The 18,680-nt window shown below is 63.8% G+C and carries 17 protein-coding genes; 8 read left to right on the top strand and 9 right to left on the bottom strand.

The features are described 5' to 3' along the window. Positions 1 to 73 precede the first annotated feature (73 nt). A complete protein-coding gene (locus tag LDO13_RS15965; protein ID WP_224047652.1) occupies positions 74 to 679 on the bottom strand; it encodes a PadR family transcriptional regulator in 606 nt (201 codons plus the stop codon). A gap of 217 nt (positions 680 to 896) precedes the next feature. On the opposite strand from LDO13_RS15965, the gene LDO13_RS15960 reads away from it, so the two are divergent. After that, positions 897 to 2,333, top strand: coding sequence for an MFS transporter (locus LDO13_RS15960; RefSeq protein WP_224047651.1), 1,437 nt, complete (start codon positions 897 to 899; stop codon positions 2,331 to 2,333). 72 nt (positions 2,334 to 2,405) lie between these two features. Continuing rightward, on the top strand, positions 2,406 to 3,185 hold the full coding sequence (locus LDO13_RS15955; RefSeq protein WP_224047650.1) for an ion transporter: 780 nt from the start codon (positions 2,406 to 2,408) through the stop codon (positions 3,183 to 3,185). A 102-nt stretch (positions 3,186 to 3,287) separates the two neighbouring features. Here the strand turns inward: LDO13_RS15955 and LDO13_RS15950 are convergent, their stop codons facing one another. Beyond that, positions 3,288 to 3,617: a hypothetical protein gene (locus tag LDO13_RS15950; RefSeq protein ID WP_224047649.1), complete on the bottom strand. Its 330-nt coding sequence runs from the start codon at positions 3,615 to 3,617 to the stop codon at positions 3,288 to 3,290. A gap of 149 nt (positions 3,618 to 3,766) precedes the next feature. On the opposite strand from LDO13_RS15950, the gene LDO13_RS15945 reads away from it, so the two are divergent. Continuing rightward, the gene (locus LDO13_RS15945; RefSeq protein ID WP_224047648.1) at positions 3,767 to 4,513 is read left to right on the top strand and encodes a GPP34 family phosphoprotein; all 747 of its coding nucleotides are present in this window, start codon (positions 3,767 to 3,769) and stop codon (positions 4,511 to 4,513) included. A 7-nt stretch (positions 4,514 to 4,520) separates the two neighbouring features. Here the strand turns inward: LDO13_RS15945 and LDO13_RS15940 are convergent, their stop codons facing one another. The 3 genes from LDO13_RS15940 to otnK all read right to left on the bottom strand — a co-directional run bounded on the left by LDO13_RS15940 (position 4,521) and on the right by otnK (position 9,679). Further along, on the bottom strand, positions 4,521 to 6,731 hold the full coding sequence (locus tag LDO13_RS15940) for a hypothetical protein (protein WP_224047647.1): 2,211 nt from the start codon (positions 6,729 to 6,731) through the stop codon (positions 4,521 to 4,523). A 999-nt stretch (positions 6,732 to 7,730) separates the two neighbouring features. Further along, positions 7,731 to 8,399, bottom strand: a complete 669-nt coding sequence (locus tag LDO13_RS15935; RefSeq protein WP_224047646.1) for a class II aldolase/adducin family protein — start codon at positions 8,397 to 8,399, stop codon at positions 7,731 to 7,733. After that, positions 8,396 to 9,679 (bottom strand): 3-oxo-tetronate kinase, encoded by a 1,284-nt coding sequence (gene otnK, locus LDO13_RS15930; RefSeq protein ID WP_224049815.1) that lies wholly within the window; start codon positions 9,677 to 9,679, stop codon positions 8,396 to 8,398. The genes LDO13_RS15935 and otnK overlap by 4 nt, the downstream gene beginning before the upstream one ends. Positions 9,680 to 9,860: 181 nt before the next feature. On the opposite strand from otnK, the gene LDO13_RS15925 reads away from it, so the two are divergent. From LDO13_RS15925 to LDO13_RS15905, 5 genes are all read left to right on the top strand, one after another. Then, entirely contained in the window at positions 9,861 to 11,174 is a 1,314-nt protein-coding gene (locus tag LDO13_RS15925; RefSeq protein WP_224047645.1) for an MFS transporter, read from the top strand. Positions 11,175 to 11,287: 113 nt separating this feature from the next. Beyond that, complete coding sequence (locus tag LDO13_RS15920) at positions 11,288 to 12,265, top strand: 3-hydroxyacyl-CoA dehydrogenase family protein (RefSeq protein WP_224047644.1); 978 nt, start codon at positions 11,288 to 11,290, stop codon at positions 12,263 to 12,265. Between the two features lie 83 nt (positions 12,266 to 12,348). Further along, the gene (locus LDO13_RS15915) at positions 12,349 to 13,170 is read left to right on the top strand and encodes a DeoR/GlpR family DNA-binding transcription regulator (RefSeq protein ID WP_224049814.1); all 822 of its coding nucleotides are present in this window, start codon (positions 12,349 to 12,351) and stop codon (positions 13,168 to 13,170) included. Between the two features lie 296 nt (positions 13,171 to 13,466). Continuing rightward, entirely contained in the window at positions 13,467 to 13,808 is a 342-nt protein-coding gene (locus tag LDO13_RS15910) for a YciI family protein (RefSeq protein WP_224047643.1), read from the top strand. A 24-nt stretch (positions 13,809 to 13,832) separates the two neighbouring features. Continuing rightward, positions 13,833 to 14,147, top strand: a complete 315-nt coding sequence (locus LDO13_RS15905) for a hypothetical protein (protein WP_224049813.1) — start codon at positions 13,833 to 13,835, stop codon at positions 14,145 to 14,147. Here LDO13_RS15905 and LDO13_RS15900 read toward each other — a convergent pair. The 4 genes from LDO13_RS15900 to LDO13_RS15885 all read right to left on the bottom strand — a co-directional run bounded on the left by LDO13_RS15900 (position 14,099) and on the right by LDO13_RS15885 (position 18,521). After that, positions 14,099 to 14,953, bottom strand: coding sequence for a class I SAM-dependent methyltransferase (locus tag LDO13_RS15900; protein WP_224047642.1), 855 nt, complete (start codon positions 14,951 to 14,953; stop codon positions 14,099 to 14,101). The genes LDO13_RS15905 and LDO13_RS15900 overlap by 49 nt on opposite strands. 74 nt (positions 14,954 to 15,027) lie before the next feature. Further along, positions 15,028 to 16,305 carry a cytochrome b/b6 domain-containing protein gene (locus LDO13_RS15895; protein ID WP_224047641.1) on the bottom strand — a complete coding sequence of 426 codons (1,278 nt, stop codon included), beginning with the start codon at positions 16,303 to 16,305 and terminating at the stop codon, positions 15,028 to 15,030. A gap of 443 nt (positions 16,306 to 16,748) precedes the next feature. After that, on the bottom strand, positions 16,749 to 17,732 hold the full coding sequence (locus LDO13_RS15890) for an electron transfer flavoprotein subunit alpha/FixB family protein (RefSeq protein WP_224047640.1): 984 nt from the start codon (positions 17,730 to 17,732) through the stop codon (positions 16,749 to 16,751). Positions 17,733 to 17,744: 12 nt separating this feature from the next. Then, a complete protein-coding gene (locus LDO13_RS15885) occupies positions 17,745 to 18,521 on the bottom strand; it encodes an electron transfer flavoprotein subunit beta/FixA family protein (protein WP_224047639.1) in 777 nt (258 codons plus the stop codon). Positions 18,522 to 18,680 lie beyond the last annotated feature (159 nt).

The following is an 18,680-nucleotide window of genomic DNA, read 5'->3' as shown; positions in this document are numbered from 1 at the left end:
AAGGTGTCTGGTCCGCGAGGGCCAGGGCGCCAGCTGAACGCTGAGAATCCGGCTGTCCTCGTCAACGCAGGTGTTAGTCGGCCAGAATCTGGTAAAGCGCGCGGCGGGTTTCGTCGATTTTTTCCATCGCTGCCTTGCGCTGCTCCTCGGTAGCCGAGAAGCGGAACTGGTGGATAACGCCCATGAGCTTCCCCACGCTCTGATGAAACGCCGGGCCCGATCCTTGAGGGTCGGTTTTCCAGGCGTTCGCGAGCTCTTCTGCGTGATCGGCCACATAGGCCCTGCCCGCGTCGGTGAGGGTGAACTCGGTGCGCCGGCCGTCACTTGCGGGCGCGATGAGTTCCTCATCCACGAGCTGCTGCAGCGTCGGGTACACAGAGCCCGGACTCGGACGCCAGGCGCCGGAAGTCCTCTCGGCTATGGCCTTGATCAGGCCGTAGCCGTTGGACGGTGATTCGTCCAAAAGGGAGAGGATCGCCGATCGAACATCGCCCCTGTTGGCCCGGCGCGAACCGCCCGGACCAAACCCGGGACCGAAGCCCGGGCCGAACCCTGGCCCAAACCCGCGGCCGGGCCCGAATCCGCCGTGTCCGTGGGGTCCGCGGCGTCCTCTGCCGCGACCGAAGCGTCCCGGGGCGGAGCCGCTTTCCGGGAATTTGTCGTCATATATGCCTTTCATAGCGGCATCGTCCTTCCTCGGGGGTGATTCTTGTTCAAGTCGCCGAACCTATCGGCGATAGTTAACGATATATCGGTAAACATCGGTATTCAATAGTCAATGCTGCGTGTTTGCCAGCAGGTCCGGGACTAATTCGGCGGATGGTGCAGTTATGCAGTCGGAACAGGAGCCGGCTTTGCCGGCAACGCGCTTTGGACGCCGAAGGGAATGGGATCACGTGTCGACAACGCATGCTGACGGAGTGGGCTTCCGGTCCAAACGCGGACCGGTCCTCATTGCCCTGATGCTCTCCACGGGGCTGGTGGCGATCGATGCCACGGTCGTGGCCACAGCGGTGCCGTCGATCGTGGACGACATCGGCGGGTTTACGTCGTTCCCGTGGCTGTTCTCCGCCTACCTGCTGGCGCAGGCCGTGTCGGTCCCGGTCTACGCGAAGCTGTCCGACACCATCGGCCGCAAACCCATCATGCTCATCGGAATCGGCCTGTTCCTGCTCGGCTCCATCCTCTGCGGAGTTGCCTGGAGCATGCCGGCGCTCATCGCATTCCGGGTGGTGCAGGGCCTTGGCGCCGGAGCTGTCCAGCCGATGGCCATCACCATCGCCGGCGACATCTACACGCTGGCAGAGCGGTCAAAAGTGCAGGGCTACCTTGCGAGCGTCTGGGCGGTCTCCTCGGTCGTCGGTCCAACGCTCGGGGGAGTGTTTGCCTCACTCGGCATCTGGCGCGGCATCTTCCTCGTGAACATCCCGCTGTGCCTCGTGGCCGGGTGGATGCTGGTCCGGTCGTTCCACGAGAACATCGAGCGGGTAAAACACCGGGTCGACTATCTGGGGGCGGGGCTGCTCACGGTCTCCCTCACATTGCTCATCCTCGGGGCCCTTGAGGGCGGCCAGGCGTGGGCGTGGAACTCCACCGCCAGCTATGCAGTGTTCGCAGCCGGTGCGGTCTTGTTCGCCGCGTTCATCTTCGTCGAGCGGAGGGCAGCGGAACCGGTCCTGCCGCCGTGGGTTGCGTCCCGCCGGCTGCTGGCGACGACGGCGATGATTTCCTTCGGCGTCGGAGCCGTCATGCTTGGCCTCACTTCCTACGTTCCCACGTTCCTCGAAGGTGCGCTCTCCACCTCCCCGATCCTGGCCGGGCTCGCCCTGGCGGCGCTCACAATCGGCTGGCCGATCAGTGCATCCCAGTCGGGCCGCTTGTACCTTCGAATCGGGTTCCGCAGGACCGCCCTGATCGGCGTCACGGTCACGGTCATCGGTACGGCACTCCTTGCCCTGACTGCCTTTTCGCCGAACATAGCGATGGTCGCGGCCAGTTGCTTCATCGTTGGGCTGGGACTGGGGCTCGTGGCGACCCCGACCCTCATTGCCGCCCAGTCGAGCGTCGAATGGAACGAGCGCGGCGTGGTCACCGGCACCAACCTTTTCGCCCGGTCGATCGGCAGTGCCATCGGCGTCGCCGTCTTTGGGGCGATAGCCAACGCCGTCTACGCCGGCACGCCGCACGGCGATTCGGACCCCCACACGATCGTGGCGGCCTCCGCCGCAGTATTCCTGGCCGTCATGATCGGTGCCGTCCTCACGGTCGCCGCCGTTATCGCGATGCCCGGCACAAAAAGCGTCCAACAGGTCCGCGCGGCCACGCGGGCGTAATCACCAAAATCCTGCCAGGGCTGCGCGAAAAAAGGTGTCGGCACGCAGCTTCCTGCGTGCCAGAATCCTCACATGACCAAGGAACGCAGTGAACTGAAGAGCATCGGCTATGAGATCTTCATCGGTATCCTCTCGATTTTGTCGATCGTCAATCTGGGGCTCTTGTATGCCGCGCAGGAGAAGTCGCTCGATACGGTGCTGACGGTGATGAACGCCCTCTTCAGCGTCATCTTCGTCGTCGACTTCCTCTACCGGATTGTCACCGCGCCATCGGCGGGCGCCTATTTCTTCAGGCATTTCGGCTGGGCGGACCTGTTGGCCAGCGTGCCGTTGGCGCAGTTCAAGGTCCTGCGCGTCTTCCGCCTGATCCGGGTGTACCGGTTGCTCCGCGATGTCGGCATCCGCACGGTCGGCCGGGCCCTGGTCAAGGACCGGGCCGGCAGCTCCCTGTACATACTGCTGATCATGGGCATCCTCGTGCTGGAATTCGGAAGCCTCTCGATGCTCACCGTCGAGGAAGGCGCCCCGGGGAGCAACATCGAGACCGCCTCGGACGCCATCTGGTTCACGATCGTCACGATCTCGACCGTCGGATACGGTGACCAATATCCGGTCACCGATGCGGGCCGCATGATCGGGGCGGGCATCATCGTCGTCGGTGTCGGCATCTTCGGCACCTTCACCGGCTACCTGGCCAATTTCTTCCTCTCTCCCAAGAAGAAGGACTCCGCACCGCCCGTCGATGCGACGGACACGAGTGCCTCAACGGTCGAAAAGCTACGCCTGAGCCTCGAAGAGTCCGAAACAAAGCTCGCTGAGATCAGAAAGCTGCTTGCCGGGCCAACCCAGTGAAGATTGCGGGCTCGCTGCGGCTCCCGGCCCCGCGACGTTCTTGCTCTGTGACGACGGCGCCGACTTCAGTGGTGGCCACCCACACGTCCGACGGCGGCTGGTTCAGTCCTGGGCGCTGAGGTTCCAGTGGACGCGGATGGCCTCGGCAATCGGGCCGGCGGCGACGTCGACCCGGAACGCAACGGGGGCGGTTCCGGTCTCCTCGATGACCGAGTCACGGTACACGCGGCCGCAGGAGGGGCACAGGGTGTAGAGATCCTCATCCACGGGCCATTCCGCCAGCCCGGCAGGGACCGGGGTGTTGTCGACGTTGTAGACGGGGACGCCTTGTGAGTTGGCCTGGATCAACCCGTCCTTGCTGACGGTGTTGCCGCATACGCAGGTGATGGTGGTGACGTCGTGACCGATGACATCGGCGGATTCAGTGTCCATGGTGACCTCCCCGGTGATGGAAGCGACGTACTGGTATCAGCTTATGCCTGCTGGTCCGTCCCGTCGCCCGTCGCGGCAGAAGCCGGCGCCGACGCCGGCGGCTGTAAATCCTCATTGTGGCGGCCGCCTGACTGGGCCACCATGATCGTATGAACGCTGAAACACCGAAGGCGGCGGGGCTCAACCTGCCCCAGGCCTTCCTCCTTCTCGCAACGAACGACCAGGACGGCAAACCCAAGGTGCCGATGTACGCACTCAGGACCACTTTGGCCGGGGCGATCCTGGCCGAGCTGGAGTTGATCGGTGCCATCGGGCTGGAGGGGAAGCATGTCAGGGCCACCGGCACCGCCCCGCAAACGGACCTCCAGCACGAGCTGGAGCTCATCCGCGGCAAATCCCGGCCCCACACTCCCAAGCGGTGGGTCTCGATGTTGGAGGGCCGGGCCGAAGTGCAGCGTGTCTACGAAGGGATGGCGGCGCTGGGCATCGTGGAACATGTGGGCGAGAAACACCTGGGCGTGTTCAAGTCGACGCGGTACCCGGAGAAGGACCACACCCCGGAGGCGGCGCTCCTGGAAACGATCCAGACGGCACTCGGCGGTGCGCCGTCGGAACCCGGGGCGGCTCCCGCCGCTGCACCTGATGCCGGCACGCCCGCTACCAAGAGCGCCGATGCGGGGACGCCCGCTGCCGCCAAGCCTGAGGCCGAGGCACCCGATGCCAGGACCACGGCGCTGATCGCCCTGCTTCAGGCTGCCGGGCTGCTGGGCAAGCTCGTACCGTCAGCAGACAAAGTCCGGGCAAGCGAGCTGGCGAAGGAGTATTGGCCCTCCCACGCGGTGGAAGACGAACTGCGCATGATCAGGCTTGCGGAGGAAGAAGAGCCGGGCATATAGGCCGGTGTCATTGGGGTGACTGACGCTTGATGGAAGCTGAAATTCGATCCTCCATCGCCCGAACGCCGCCTACCGCCGCCGGACCCATCTGCTGTCTTGCACGGTTCACGGCGTCGCGGACTTCGCGACGCACCACACGTTCATTCTGACTCGACGACTTTTCTCTGGTTTCTCGTGCCAAATCGAGCAGGGCCTGCGGCGCGTAGTGATTGACGCTCATGTCTGTGAGCAGGGGCAACTGCACTCGCAGATCCTGCTCGATGGCAGTGCGGAGGGGGCCCAACCGGAGCAATTGAGTGAGGAAATCCGGGCTCAGGACGGGCGACGGCGGCGCATGAGGGCCGAGGCGTTCCCGGAGGTGGTCCTTCATTTTCATTGCGGTCCCATCGAACGTCAGCCACCATGCCAGGTAGCCCATGGGGGATGGTCCAATCGTGCGCCGGTACTCGATGACGCCGACTGAATTTTCAACGTCGTGGGCAACCAGGCGGGACCGCGTTCCTTGGTCGGCTCCGTAGTCGCCTCTTTGGCGCCTTCGCTCGTGAGTCTGATTCCATAGTTCCTGAACGGCGCCCCGGAGTTCGATCGATGCGGCATCGGAGTACTCCAGGAGGTTCCTGGTCTGGATCGAGAATTCGTCGGCGAGGTAGTCGCTGACGTCCTGCAACGGCTGTTCGCGTCCGCAGATGTCCCTTTGCCAGTCCAAGAATTCAGTCTCTGGCCGACCCGAGAGCACGAAGGCCGAGTAGAGGAACGGGACCCTTCCCGTCCACGTCGACGTCCTGTTGTGACCATAGGCAACGGCCAGGTTCAGGTGTCTTTCAACTTCTTCCACGACCCCTTCCGTTACGAACAGAAGCAACCCGGCGTCGACCGCTGCCCGCATCAGGATCGTAAAGTGGCGCTCTTCCGGATCGTCCACCAGGCTCTCCCCGATAAGCGGCAGGATCGCGGTGGTGTCCATCCATATGTCGCCCTCACTGAAGACGTTGAGCATGACTTTCTGGACGTCCGGGGTCTGTTTCAGGAAAGCGAAAAGCGTGTAGGCGTCAGCCAGCCGCCGAAGGTGGGACTGTGTTTGGGGCGAAGGCTGCTCCAGTACATGCATTATGGCCGCGGCCGCGGCATCAGAACCGAGCTCATTGATGCCCCCACCTGCGGTGATTTTGTCCGCTATGGCTACGGGGCTGAGCTGGAACGGCTCTCCTGTTTCCACGGCTTCGGCAAAAGACTCACCTCGTTCGAGGAGTGTTTCGTCCAAGGCAGTTCGCAACTCGCGGGAGATCTCCGTCAACTGGGCCTCGCTCAGTTCCTTCGGCACTTCGACGGCGCGAACGGCCGCAACGAGTTCTGCATCCAAAACAGCTTCGTCAAGGAGGAATTTGGCTGTCTGATCATTGATCTTTTTGGCCTCATCGAAACTGAGATGGAAGGTGTCCCCGGACCCTGAAGCTGATTTGTGCTGTTTAATGGGCCCCTTCCGGGACAGGCGGTTCAAAGCGCTCAGGGTCAGGGCATCGATTTGCCCTCGCTTCCCCACGGGCATGCGGAGGGCGACGCCGTCTTGGATCTCGCTCAGGCTGAGCCTGTTGTCTCCGCTCGAATCGTGAAGTGCCGCCAATACCAATGAATCGAAGCAGCTCTTGGTAAGACTCTCATCCGTCGCCTGATCTTCGTCGTCGAGTGCCAAGTGCAGCACCGCGACCTTGCTTTCGTCCGCCGTCAACGTCGATATTCTGTCGATGACCCCTCGTTTGGACAGGAGCGGGTCGACGAATCTCTTTGCCAGCTCTTCACTTGCCACTCGTCGTTGAGGATAGGACACCTCACGGTCCACAAACCACGACCGGTCTCGGATATCTACGGTTATATTCCGATCACGTCGGGACTCTTCCCTTAGTTCATCGGCAGCCGGCCCAATCATCTGGTTGGTCAGGTAGACCATGGTGCTGACCGAAGGAAAATTCTCCCTGAGGGTGCCCAGCGTGCTCGTAATTTTCGTCTTCCAGCTCGGCGTGACCGAATACTGAAATGCGACCTTTGGCACGCCGTCAATCGTGAATATCTCCGCGTCCCTGCCCTTGTCTCCGTTCGGAGCTGCCATCGTCCGCAGGGCCGGATATTCGACGGCTAAGAACTCCGACGCGAACTTCTCGAATATCTCCCAGTCTCCAGGGCCAATACGTTCCAGGGCGAGGGACAATCGCGGGTTCGGCATGACCGCATCATAACCACCACAATCCTTCTTTGAACATCGCTTCAGGAATCTGTAATCGACCCGTGTTTGGGGAGCTGCGGCCCGGTTTCAGCGCTGAGGCCCGCGATAGTCCGCCGGCAATCTTTACTTATACAAGGCGCTGCAAATCGATAACGAGCGCTTTCGCTCTCGCGGCTGAAAGCTGGCCGCGTGGTCAAGACTCCCGCGCTGAATCAACCGTCAGCAGTCGCCGTTGACTTTCGGGTCTCCTGCGAGGACGATGACGAGTTAAGTCGATGATTGGGGGGATAAATCAGAGTCTGACTTGCCAAAAACTTATGCATGTGTGCCGATTATTCCCGCGCTGAATCTTGACGCTGCAGGGGGACATCGCCGATTGTGAAGCTCATGCTTCCTCATTTGTTAAACAACTCCGAAGCTTGGGGATCAACGGAGAGAAAATGACTAAGATTTCGTTTAAGCCGGTTGCACACGCGCCCGGTGTGTTTGCTGCAATACCTGTAAAATCCCGCCAGGGAGACCGAACTCGTGCGATGACGCACAGTCGAAAAGCACTAATAACAGCCGAAGGCAATACGCCAGCTCTCGTGGTTTCCACGACAGCGAACCCTGGGTTGGACGTAACGGCGTTCAGTCAGTCGAGTATATGGGACGCGGCCAACGACCTAGCCGGTCGCGCTTGGGACGCAAGAAACGCAGTTCTGACTGATGAGGGCGGTGGTGGTGGCAGCGGCGGCGGTGCTCGCAGGCAGCGGGCGCGGACGAAGCCGAAATCGTCATCACGACTCCGGTGCCGGCACTGTTGAGACCGCGATTCTAAACACCCGGTTCGGTTGCGTTTGAACGTAGGGAAATGGGACCAAGTGCAGACCATTAGCTATGGCCTGCACTTGGCCAACCTGGGACGACCCCGACTCCAACCCAGTTGTGCTGGCGTAGTTCTAAACGGCGTGGTCAAGTCCTCCTGCCATACGCCGCTCTTATTGGATGCGCGCCCAGTCAGACTGCCGTGGCCCATGACGTGCCATACGTTCGCGTCAGTTCACGTATCTCCGGGTCGGTCAGCAAACGGGTGGGTCGATCCTGCAGCAGGAGGACGAGTTTGGCGGCCTCCTCAATTTCGATAATCGCATCCACGGCCTGCTGAACCGACGTTCCCGCAGTGAGCGGGCCGTGGTTTTGAAGCAAGATCGCCCTGAAGTCCAAGTCGAGCCCATCGATATGCTCGCCTTGGGAGACGTTGCCCGGTGCAGCGTAGGGAATGAGCGGGACCTGTCCGACGCGCATGACCAGATACGGGGTGATCGGCGGCAGCGCGCTGTGCGCCGCCCAAGGTTCCGTGCAGGAGAGGGCGGCGGCGTGGGGCGAATGCAGATGCACCACGGAAACCGCGGAAGGATCCCGGGCGTACATCGCCTGATGGAGCGGGAATTCCTTGGAAGCCTTGGGCCCATCCAGGAATTCCCCGGCAAGGGTGAGCCGGGAGAGCTTGTCGGCCTCAAGCGACGCCAGGTCCGCTCCTGTGGGCGACATGACAATGGTGTCCCCGATGCGCACACTAAGGTTGCCGCTGGAACCCGGGCTCAATCCCAAAGCGGCCAGATGCGCCCCTGCCTGGACGAGTTCAATGCAGAGCGGGTGAACGAGGTCTAGCTCCGTGGTGCTCATGTTAGTTTCTCCCAGCCGGCTGTAAACATGTCTTCTTCCGCGAAGTTTCCGGATTTCAGTGCGAGAAGGAGCCCGGTTCCGTCGGCGGTTGTGCCAGCGCCCCAAGCAACGCCGGCGGCGATTGCCGGGCCGATCGTCAGGCTGGGAATTTGAAGGGTCGTAACAACCTGTCCCGAGGTTTCCCCGCCGGCAACGATCAGCTGCCTGGCGCCGAGCTGGACCAGCTTTCGAGCTATTTCCGCCAACGCGCCTTCGACGACTTCGCTGGCCGGCTGTTCGTCCGAACCAGTGTCAGAAGGGTGGATATCCTCCAGCGAATCCACCGAGTAGATCAGGACTGGACGAATCGGGTCCTCAGCCCACATGCCGCTCGCCCACGCCGCGATCTGACTGGTCGCTTCCTCAAATCGTTCCCTTAGCTCCGACAGATCGAGCTTGACGGACGGAAGCTTCGCCCGCCCGTGGGCTACTTGAGCCCGGGTTGTTGCCGAGGCACTCCCGCTGAGAACGGCGCGGAACCCGTCGGCCGACGGAAGTGCACGAACGTCTGCGGACGCCAGCGTGTCCTTGCCGTTGGTTAGACCCAATGCCAGCCCCGAGCCGCCCGTGATGACCTTGAGGTCGGCTGAGGCGGCTGCGATGATCTCCAGATCGGATTCGTCCACGGCGTCAATCACCACGAGCGTGGCGGCCTTGTCTGATTCCTTCATCCGCTTTGCCTTGATCGTGCGGGCGAGCTCCTCCGCCCCTTGGCGCACCTTGTCCAGGGGCACGTGCGCCACAGTGTTTGAGCTTTGCGGCCGCAGCAGCCGCTCGACGCTGGCGTCAAGCATTGGCGTGAGCGGATGATGCCGCATGGAGCTTTCGTGCAGCAGTTGGCCGTTGACGTAAAGGTTCCCGTCGCGCACCGTCCGTCCCCCGGCAGGAAATGACGGAACGACGATCGTGGTATCTTCTCCGAGTTGCCCAAGAACGGCATCGATGACGGGGCCGATGTTGCCTTCAGCTGTGGAATCAAAGGTCGAACAATATTTCACATAGATCTTCTCGGCGCCGAGCTCCTCGAGGAAGTCCAAAGCCTTCAGGCTGCTGCTCGTGGCGGCCTCGACGGGAGCCGTGCGCGTCTTCAGTGCCACCACCACCGCATCGGCGTTGCGCATCTCCTCGGTAGCGGCCTGGTGGCCGAAAACGACAATGGTCCGCAGCCCGCGCGAGACGAGGTTGGTCGCGAGGTCAGTGGCCCCAGTGAAATCGTCGGCGATGCACCCTAATAGAGGCATTTCTTCTCCATCCCGCGTGGAACATCTCCGTCCCACCTCGACAGTTGTGAATAATTGTTCTGTTGGTTGACTCAGGTGTGAATCGAGTATAGCTTATGTGAGGCGGGGCACATCGTCAGTTGTTCGCCCGCTCCCGCATCAACCCCGAGTCCCATGAACACCCCAAAGGAGCGGTGACGATTTGTCGAACACCACTGAAGAACTGCGGCCGCTTCCGGCCCCAACCGCGCATGTCCTAAGACAACGACGCCGGGCCCAACTCGGCTCGCTGATCGGTACCACCATCGAGTGGTACGAGTACTACATCTACGGGGCCACTGCCGCCCTCGTCTTCCCGGCCCTTTTCTTTCCTTCTGACAACCAACTGGTGTCCGTAATCTCTTCTTTTGCCTCGTTCGGCTTGGCCTTCGTGATCCGTCCCGTGGGTGCGGCCGTCTTCGGCCACTTCGGAGACCGTATCGGACGCAAGACCACTTTGATTGTCAGCCTGATCATGACCGGTTTGGCGACGTTTGCCATGGGTTTCCTGCCCACCTACCAGCAGATCGGGATGGCGGCTCCGCTGTTGCTGCTGTTCCTCCGCCTCGTTCAGGGCTTTGGTGTTGGCGGGGAATGGGGAGGTGCCGTGCTTGTATCGCTCGAATGGGGCGATCAGAAAAAGCGTGGAGCCTCGGGCTCCTGGCCGCAGATGGGGACATCAATTGGCCTCATCCTGTCGACGAGCGCGGTGCTTTTGGCCACCGCCCTGACAGGCGATCAGTTCCTGGTCTGGGGATGGCGCATTCCGTTCATTTTCGCCGGCCTGCTCGTGATCGTCGGACTGCTGGTCCGGCTCTCCTTGGAGGAGACTCCTTCGTTCGCTGCCACGAAGGCAGCCGGGGAAATTGAACCGAACCCGGTGGGAACCGTCCTGCGACGCTTCCCGAAAGAACTTATGCTCTCCGCCCTGATCCGGCTCTCAGAGCAGATGCCGTTCTACATTTTCACGGCGTTCATCCTGGACTACGCAACAAAGCACGCTGGCTACGACCGCACGTTCGTCCTGATGGGCACCCTCGTCGCGGCCTGCGTCGATCTAGCCCTGCTGCCGTACTTTGCCCGACTGGGTGACCGCATTGGCCGCAGGAAGATCTACTACATCGGATGTGCCGTCCTCATCCTGATGGCTTTCCCGTATTTCTGGATGCTCGATTCCGGGTTGCCGGCGGTTGCCTTTATCGCCATCTCGTTGTCCTTGCTGCCGCACGCACTGCAGTACGGTGCCCAGGCCTCGCTCATCTCGGAGCAGTTCCCGGTCAACATCCGGTATGCCGGTGCGGGTATCGGGTACCAGCTCGCATCGCTGGTCGCAGGCGGCCCTGCCCCGCTCCTGGCGGCTCTGCTGCTGGCCAGCTTCGGAACAGGATATGCGGTTGCCGGCTACCTCGTGCTCGGCGGCGTCGTGGCGGCAATCGCGCTGCGTTTCATGCCGAACCGAAGCGACAACGCGCTCTAGCTCAATCACGGGGCCCGCGAACCGTCGCGGGCCCCGTGGCATTTTCCCCCCCAATCTCCCGCTTGACTACGGTGGCCCCACAGCACCACGGCACCACGACTTAAGGACACGTAATGCACACCGACCCGAACAACACCCTGAACATCAAGAAGGCCGCAGTCATCGGCTCCGGATACATGGGCGGCGGAATCGCCCAAGTGCTGGCCCTTGGTGGCATGGACGTCGTCCTCGGTGACGTGGACGCCGAAACGGCGCACAACGCGCGGCTGCGGCTGATCAACCAGGCCAAGACCTTTGAGGCTGAAGGGCTCTTCGATGCGGGGTCCGCTGACCTCATCGAAGCGCGCCTTACGGCCGCCGGCTCTGTTGAGGACGCCGTGGCAGACGCGGACTACATTACCGAAGCCGTCTTCGAGACGCTCGAGGTCAAACTTGCCGCGCTGGCTCGGATCTCGGCGGCGGCCAAGCCCGGAGCGATCATCGGATCCAACACCTCGGCGATCCCCATCACTGAACTAGCCGCCGTCGTGGTTCATCCGGAGCGTTTTCTTGGCGTCCACTGGATGAACCCCGCTCCCTTCATCCCGGGGGTGGAACTGATCGCCAGTGACACCACCGACCCCAACGTCCTTGACCATGCAGAAGCGATCATCACGGCGGTCGGAAAGACCCCCGCCCGGGTGGCCGACACTCCCGGATTCGTGGCAAACCGCCTGCAGTTCGCGCTCTACAAGGAAGCCGTCAAAGTCGTCGAAGAAGGACTCGCGACGCCGGCCCAGGTGGACCTGGTGGTCAGCAATGCGTTCGGTTTCCGATTGGCACTTTTCGGTCCCTTTGCTATCGGCGACATGGCCGGACTCGATGTCTACGCCTCGTCCTACGCCACCCTGGCGAAAACCTATGGCGAGCGGTTCGCTGCACCTGAATCCCTTACGGCGAGCGTGGAAGCGGGGAACCTCGGCGTCAAGTCCGGCACTGGATTCCTCGACATCGACCCGGCTCATACTGCGGCTCTGCTCTCCTACCGGGATCAGGCCTACCGTCGCCTGAGCCAGCTGCGCGCCGAACTGGGACAAGCGCCCGGTCTCTAGAACCCGTGGCGTCCGCCCTTGCGCGATAGCATCGAAGACAGCGGGTCATTACCGCTTCCACCAAATAGAAAGTTGCTGTGAAGATGTCGGAGTCGGAGGCACCGCTCATACCTGACCAGCGGCGCGAGGCTTTGATGCGCCTGCTGCATCAGCAGCCAGTGCTCAGTGTCCTGCAGCTGACGGATCTGCTGGCCGTCTCACACATGACAGTGCGACGCGATATTGCAGCGCTTGAGCGAGAGGGTAGAGCTATTTCCGTGCCGGGAGGCGTCCGGCTGGCCAGTGGGCTGCGGCACGAGCCAAGCTTCCAGGACAAAACTACGTCGGAGACTGCCCAAAAACGGGCCATTGCGGCGCACGCCCGCACGCTGCTCCGCAACGATATGTCCGTCTATCTGGATGCCGGAACCACCACCGGCTCGCTCGTGTCGGAACTGCAGGCCTTCACCGGACTCAGCATTATCACCAACGATTTCGCCATCGTGGACGACCTATACGGCGCCACCAACATCGAAGTCATCCACGTAGGCGGGCGGCTCGATCATTCAAACCGCTCCAGCGTTGGCCGGCTGGCAGCAGAGACCATCTCCAAGCTGAACGTGGATCTCGCTTTCATCAGCACCAGCTCGTGGGATCTTCAGCGCGGAGTGACCACGCCAAGCGATCTCAAGGTTGACGTCAAACGGGCCGCCATAGGTGCAGCGTCAACGGCGGTCCTATTGGCGTCCAGCTCCAAATTTGGCACATTCGGCATGTACGATGTCGTGCCGCTGAACAGGTTCGATCGCATCGTCACGGACTCCGGGCTAGCGGAAGCGGCCGCCGATGGAATCCGGGATCTCGGGCTCACCCTGGATCTCGTGCCCGTGCAGGAATTGGAGACGGGCTACGCCGCAAGGGCCTAAAACGCCCGGCTGGCAGCAGCATGTTCAGTAACAGCGAGGCAGGAGGACGACGGCGGGATTCCGCCGTCGTCCTCCTGCCTTTCCTGCGCACGCTAGGGCAGCCCGGTTCTGCTTCCGCCAAACGCGGGCTTTTGGAAAATGCTCTAAGAAGGTACCGCTCAAGCCGGTTCTGCGGGCCAGCGACGCTCAACCTTGACTACATGTCGGGCTCCGGGGCCATAATCGGGGCTGGGCACCAGAGCGGTGCCGCAGAGAGAAACCGACGGATGGCGCCGCCGGAGCAGAGGAGTCCTCGAATGACGAAGTATCTGATCTCGTTCCCCGGTGAGGCGATGGTGTTCCCCGAGGAGGACTTCGAGGCGGTGGTCAAGGCCTCGCATGCCGTTATCGACGAGGCCAAGGCGGCGGGCGTGTACGTCTTCGGCGGCGGGATCGACGAGGACGTGGCCCCGGTGCTCGTTGCCGGTGACGGCACCGTCACCGAGGGCACGTACCCGGGCCACAAGGTGCCCAATGGCGGCTATACGGTTCTTGAGCTGCCCTCGCGGGAGTCGGCACTCGAGTGGGCCGCGAAGATCGCCGTCGCCTGCCGCTGCTCGCAGGAGGTCCGGCAGTTCCAGTACGACCCGGCCAGCTGACGGGGACTTTCAGCCATGGAGCCAATGGATTGTCTGGTCATCTACGTGCCCACCGACGCTTCGCACGTTGTCCGGCAGGCCATTGGCGATGCCGGGGCGGGCAGGCTGGGCAACTACTCGCACTGTTCGTTCAGCGTCGAAGGCACCGGGCGCTTTACGCCGCTGCCGGGCGCGAACCCGGCCATCGGCGTCGTCAATTCCCCCGAGGAAGTCCCGGAAATCCGGATCGAGGCAATCTACCCGCGCTCGAAGCGCAACGCCGTCGTCAACGCCGCACTGTCCGCGCACCCTTATGAGACACCGGCGTTCATGACCTTCCCCGTCGATACCGGCGCTTGACCGGTAGCCAGGAGCGCGACGGCGGGCAGAACCACCTCTCCGCCGCGGATGAACGGCGCTACGAGCCGTTCGTACTCCCTGCGCATGACGGACTGGGTCGCTGGCGTCTGGCCGGTCACGATCTTGCCGATCCCGCCAACCCCGCCTGCCGGGCCGGCCCACAGGTCGTTGGAGTCGATGCGGAACTCCCAGGTGAGGGTGGTGGCTTCGACGACGCTCAAGCCCGCCCCGGCCAGAAGCTCCGCGAGCCCACGCTCCGTGCGGTCGAAATCCATGTCGGCGGCCAGATGCTGCGGAGGCAGGGTCACGGCGCCGCTGGCCCTGACGACTTCTGCCCACAAGGCATTGATGGCCGAGAGGGCCGACGGCCAGACGGTCACGCCAACAACCCCGCCGGGCGCACAAACCCGCATCAGATCAGCGACTGCGGCCCGCGGATCGCCCACATGGTTCACGACGAAATTGGCCACGACGGCGACGAACGTATCCGGCTCAAATGGAAGGGTCGGGACAGCCCCAATGCACAGGTCTGCTTCCGGCGCTCCTGCACGGGCAAGCGAAAGCATCTCGGCGTCGGGGTCGACGGCAGTCACGCGCGCGCCGCGGCCGGTCGCGAGGGCAGCGAGCGTTCCGGTGCCGCATCCCACATCCGCCAGGTGTTTTCCTGCCAGCGGGCCTGCGCCGTCTTCGACAGCGTCCAGCAGCGGCGCGATGGCGCCGGCGCACAAGTGCGCAAAGCTCTGGGCATACGCCGGGCCCGTGCCCGCCCAGTTGCTCGTGCCCCGTACATCTGAACTGGCAGGCATTAGATCCATCCCTTGGGTTGCTGTGTCGGACTGCCTTGGCAGTCTGGGGGTCGTTCCCGGTGGAGCCGTGAAGCCTAGCGGCTGCTCACCTGGCCGAACAGCTTCGCGATGGGTGCCAGCACTAGCGGGCGGGCCGCGTACCACGCGGCCGCCGTGACGGCGATGGCGGCCGCGAAGAGCCAGAACCCCACCCAGTTCACCACGTCGGTGCCGCCGTACATGTGGTTCAGGTTGCGCAGCGCACCGGTCGCGAACACCAGGAACACGTGGATGAGAATGAACAGCACAAAGAACAGCATCGTCGGGAAGTGGACCGCGCGCGCAGCCTCCACCGGATAGATCTTGTTCAGCGTCTTCGCGTCCTTCGGCCAGACCTCGCTCATGCGCACACCGGTGATCGCCGCGAGCGGGGCAGCGATGAACACGACCAGGAAGTACATGAGCTGCTGCAGGCTGTTGTAGTTCACCCAGCCGTTCTCCACGGGCCAGTCGAGGGTCATGTACTGCAGGAGCGCGGAGAGCGCGTTCGGGAACACCTCCCAGCTGGTCGGCACGATCCGCATCCAGTGGCCGGAGGCGAACAGCAGCACCACAAAGATAAGGCCGTTGGCCAGCCACAAGATGTCGAGCGACTGGTGCAGCCACAGGTTGATGCTGATCTTCTTGCCGCCGCGCTTCGGCGTCCAGAACGCCGGCGGCTTCTGCTGGGTGCGCACCTGGTAGCCGGAGCGGATGATGAGCACCATCAGGAAGAAGTTCAGGAAGTGGGTCCACTGCGCCCACCACGGGAAGCCGGGCTCGGCGGCCTCGGGCAGGTGGTACTCGCCGGGGTACTTTTCGAGGAACTCCGGCACGCCCGGCAGCGTCGTCAGACCACGCGCGGCCAGCACGAGGATCCCCGCGGCAGCCACGGCGCCGACGACGAGCAGCGCCACGCGCTTGATCCACTGGGCCAGGGTCCGCGAACCATAAAGCTTTGCCTCGGCCTTTGGCTTCGCGGGCTTTTCGACGGCGGGCTTTGCCACCGGCGTGGGGGCGACGGCGACGGGTGCGGCGGGCGGCGCCGGCGGCTCTGCCTCGGCAGCGGCTTCAACCACGCTGGCAGCCGGGGCAGACGCCGGCGCCGGGGTCTCGACGACGGGTTCGGGAGCTGGCTGCACTGCGGGAGCGGCGGCAACCGCCGGGGCAACAGCGGCGGCCGGGGCAAGTCCGGCCGGCGGCCACGGTTCGCCGCCGGGAACGCGGGGGAGCCCACGACGAAGCGCGGTGGTCCCCGTCGCGAGGGCGGCAGGTGCGGCCGGGGTGGCGCGTTCGGCGGCCGGAGCAATCGCAGCCGATGCCGCTGCCGGCACTTCCGCTTTCTCAGCAGTATCTGCGGCAGCTGCGACCGGCGTCGGGGTTGTGTCTGCGTCGGGAGCCCCGGACAGGGCCGCAACTGAGACTGGAGCCTCGCCCGCGGGCGGCCAAGGCTCGCCGCCCGGCACGCGCGGCAGGCCGCGGCGAAGTTGCCGCGTCCCCGCGGCGCCGGAGTCCGCGACTGGGACCGGAGCGGACGCCGTCGTCGTAACCTGGACCGCTTCCGGGGCGGCGGCTGGAGCATCAGGAACAGGGGCGGAGGGCACATCGGGAACAGGGGCCGCTGGCGCGGCGGTGACCGGTCCCGCGCCGGAAACAGGCGCCGGAGGGGCTCCCGCCGTGACAATGCGTGCGGGTGCCTCGCCTGCTGGAGGCCAGGGGGCGCCGCCTTCGACGCGCGGCAGGCCCCGCCGGATGGACCGAGACAGAGTTGCCATCGCTACTTCTTCCGGGCCTCGAGGGCGCTGATCAGCTGGGGTACAACCTTGAAGACGTCGCCCACCACACCAAAGTCGGCGATCTCGAAGATCGGCGCGTCCCCGTCCTTGTTGATGGCGACGATGGTCTTTGCGGTCTGCATGCCCGCCCGGTGCTGGATTGCGCCGGAAATGCCCAGTGCGATGTACAGCTGTGATGACACAGAAACCCCGGTCTGGCCGACTTGATGCGACTGCGGGATGTAGCCCGCATCCACGGCGGCACGCGAGGCGCCAACGGCAGCGCCGAGGGTGTCGGCGAGCTGTCCCACGAGGGCGAACTGTTCCTCCGACCCGAGGCCGCGGCCGCCCGCGACAACCTTCGCGGCACCGCGCAGCTCGGGCCGCGAGGTGGAGGCAACTACCTCCTCGAACGAATCAATGCGCGCGGCCGGCTTCCCGGAGGACGTCGCGGCCAGGGTCTCCGACGCTTCCGGCTGGGCCGCAGCGCGTGCCTCGATGGAGCCCTGGCGGACCGTGATGACGGGCGCCCCGAACGTGGCCGTGGACGTCACGTTGTAGGCGCCGCCATAGACGGAGTGGTGGGCCACGACGCCCTCGTCATCACGTGAGACACCGATCGCATCGACGGAAACCGCTGACCGCGAGCGGGCAGCGTACCGGCCGGCAAGGTCGCGCCCATTCAGGGAGTGCGAAATCAGGATCGCGTCCGGCTGCACGTGCTCGGCAGCGGCGGCCAGCGCGTCAACGCCCGGCACTCCAAGCGCGGAAGGCTCCGGAGTCTCGGCGATGAGTACGCGCGCGGCACCAAGGGCTGCGGCCTCCGCGGCGGCGGCGCCCCCGGTGCCGGGGGCTGCGAGGACCAATGCAACAGGCGTGCCGGCGGCAGCGGCCGCGCCGAAGAGTCCGGCTGCAGCCTTCTCGAGTTCACCGGAAGCCTGGGCTTCCACAACGACGAGGATTGCGTCACGCGGGAAATCAGTCATGTCCGTTGTTCCTTACGCCAGTCGGTTTTCGATAAGGAAGTCAGCGAGCTTCTCGCCGGCATCACCCTCGTCAGTGATCTTTACGCCCGCCGCGCGCGGAGGCTTCTCTGCGACGGTCAGCATGATCGAACGCGCCGCGTCCGGGTTGTCGGCGGTGACCCCGAGGTCCGCGAGGGTGAGCACCTCAACGGGCTTCTTTTTCGCGGCCATGATGCCTTTGAAGTTGGGGAAGCGCGGCCCGGGAAGCGCCTCGGTAATGGAAACCACCGCGGGCAGGTCCGCCGATACCTGCTGCACGCCGGATTCAACGGGCCTGGCGCCGGACACGACGCCGTCGCCGATTTCCACGGAGCTGAGGCCTGTAGCCAGCGGCACCTCGAGCAGTTCCGCGAGCATCGCGGGAATCATGCCGCCGGATCCGTCGGTGGAGACGTTGCCCGTGATCACAAGGTCAAATTCCATGCGGCGGATCGCTGCTGCGAGGGTTTCAGCGGTCAGTCCAAGATCCGCACCCCGGAGCGCCTCGTCAGAGATGTGGGTGGCGCTCCCTGCGCCCATCGCGAGTCCCTTGCGGATCGTTGCCGTCGCGCCCTCGGGAGCGAGGGAGAGGACTGCGACCTCGGTACCTTCGTTCGCGTCGGCGTACGTGAGCGCCAGTTCCAGGGCCCGCTCGCCGATCTCATCTATGACCGTCTCGCTGGCGTCGCGATCGGCGAGGCCTGTCTCAAGGTTCAGTTTTCGGTCCCCGTAGGTGTCGGGGACCTCCTTTACAAGGACGATAATCTTCATCGATGGCTCTTCCTGTGGCGGGCGTGCCTCCAGAGGGAGTCACGTCGGATCTCCATAGAGTCTACGAAAGTCCGGCCCTTCTTGCGCCGGCAGGGCCCGTGTCGGGGAGTGCCGTACGTGGTTCGAGCTGCACGAAGACCTCATCGATACCCTCGGTAT

The sequence above is a fragment of the Arthrobacter sp. NicSoilB4 genome (assembly GCF_019977335.1).
Taxonomy (GTDB): Bacteria; Actinomycetota; Actinomycetes; order Actinomycetales; family Micrococcaceae; genus Arthrobacter.
Note: the sequence above shows the minus strand (reverse complement) of the source record. Positions and strands in the feature narration are given on the sequence as shown.

Excerpts from the sequence above, each read along its gene's own strand:
- LDO13_RS15905 (WP_224049813.1), top strand. The coding sequence starts at position 13,833 with ATGGATTGTCTGGTCATCTACGTGCCCACCGACGCTTCGCACGTTGTC.
- LDO13_RS15885 (WP_224047639.1), bottom strand. The coding sequence starts at position 18,521 with ATGAAGATTATCGTCCTTGTAAAGGAGGTCCCCGACACCTACGGGGAC.
- LDO13_RS15945 (WP_224047648.1), top strand. The coding sequence starts at position 3,767 with ATGAACGCTGAAACACCGAAGGCGGCGGGGCTCAACCTGCCCCAGGCC.
- LDO13_RS15910 (WP_224047643.1), top strand. The coding sequence starts at position 13,467 with ATGACGAAGTATCTGATCTCGTTCCCCGGTGAGGCGATGGTGTTCCCC.
- otnK (WP_224049815.1), bottom strand. The coding sequence starts at position 9,679 with ATGCCTCTATTAGGGTGCATCGCCGACGATTTCACTGGGGCCACTGAC.
- LDO13_RS15955 (WP_224047650.1), top strand. The coding sequence starts at position 2,406 with ATGACCAAGGAACGCAGTGAACTGAAGAGCATCGGCTATGAGATCTTC.
- LDO13_RS15920 (WP_224047644.1), top strand. The coding sequence starts at position 11,288 with ATGCACACCGACCCGAACAACACCCTGAACATCAAGAAGGCCGCAGTC.
- LDO13_RS15965 (WP_224047652.1), bottom strand. The coding sequence starts at position 679 with ATGAAAGGCATATATGACGACAAATTCCCGGAAAGCGGCTCCGCCCCG.
- LDO13_RS15900 (WP_224047642.1), bottom strand. The coding sequence starts at position 14,953 with ATGCCTGCCAGTTCAGATGTACGGGGCACGAGCAACTGGGCGGGCACG.
- LDO13_RS15950 (WP_224047649.1), bottom strand. The coding sequence starts at position 3,617 with ATGGACACTGAATCCGCCGATGTCATCGGTCACGACGTCACCACCATC.
- LDO13_RS15935 (WP_224047646.1), bottom strand. The coding sequence starts at position 8,399 with ATGAGCACCACGGAGCTAGACCTCGTTCACCCGCTCTGCATTGAACTC.
- LDO13_RS15915 (WP_224049814.1), top strand. The coding sequence starts at position 12,349 with ATGTCGGAGTCGGAGGCACCGCTCATACCTGACCAGCGGCGCGAGGCT.
- LDO13_RS15890 (WP_224047640.1), bottom strand. The coding sequence starts at position 17,732 with ATGACTGATTTCCCGCGTGACGCAATCCTCGTCGTTGTGGAAGCCCAG.
- LDO13_RS15940 (WP_224047647.1), bottom strand. The coding sequence starts at position 6,731 with ATGCCGAACCCGCGATTGTCCCTCGCCCTGGAACGTATTGGCCCTGGA.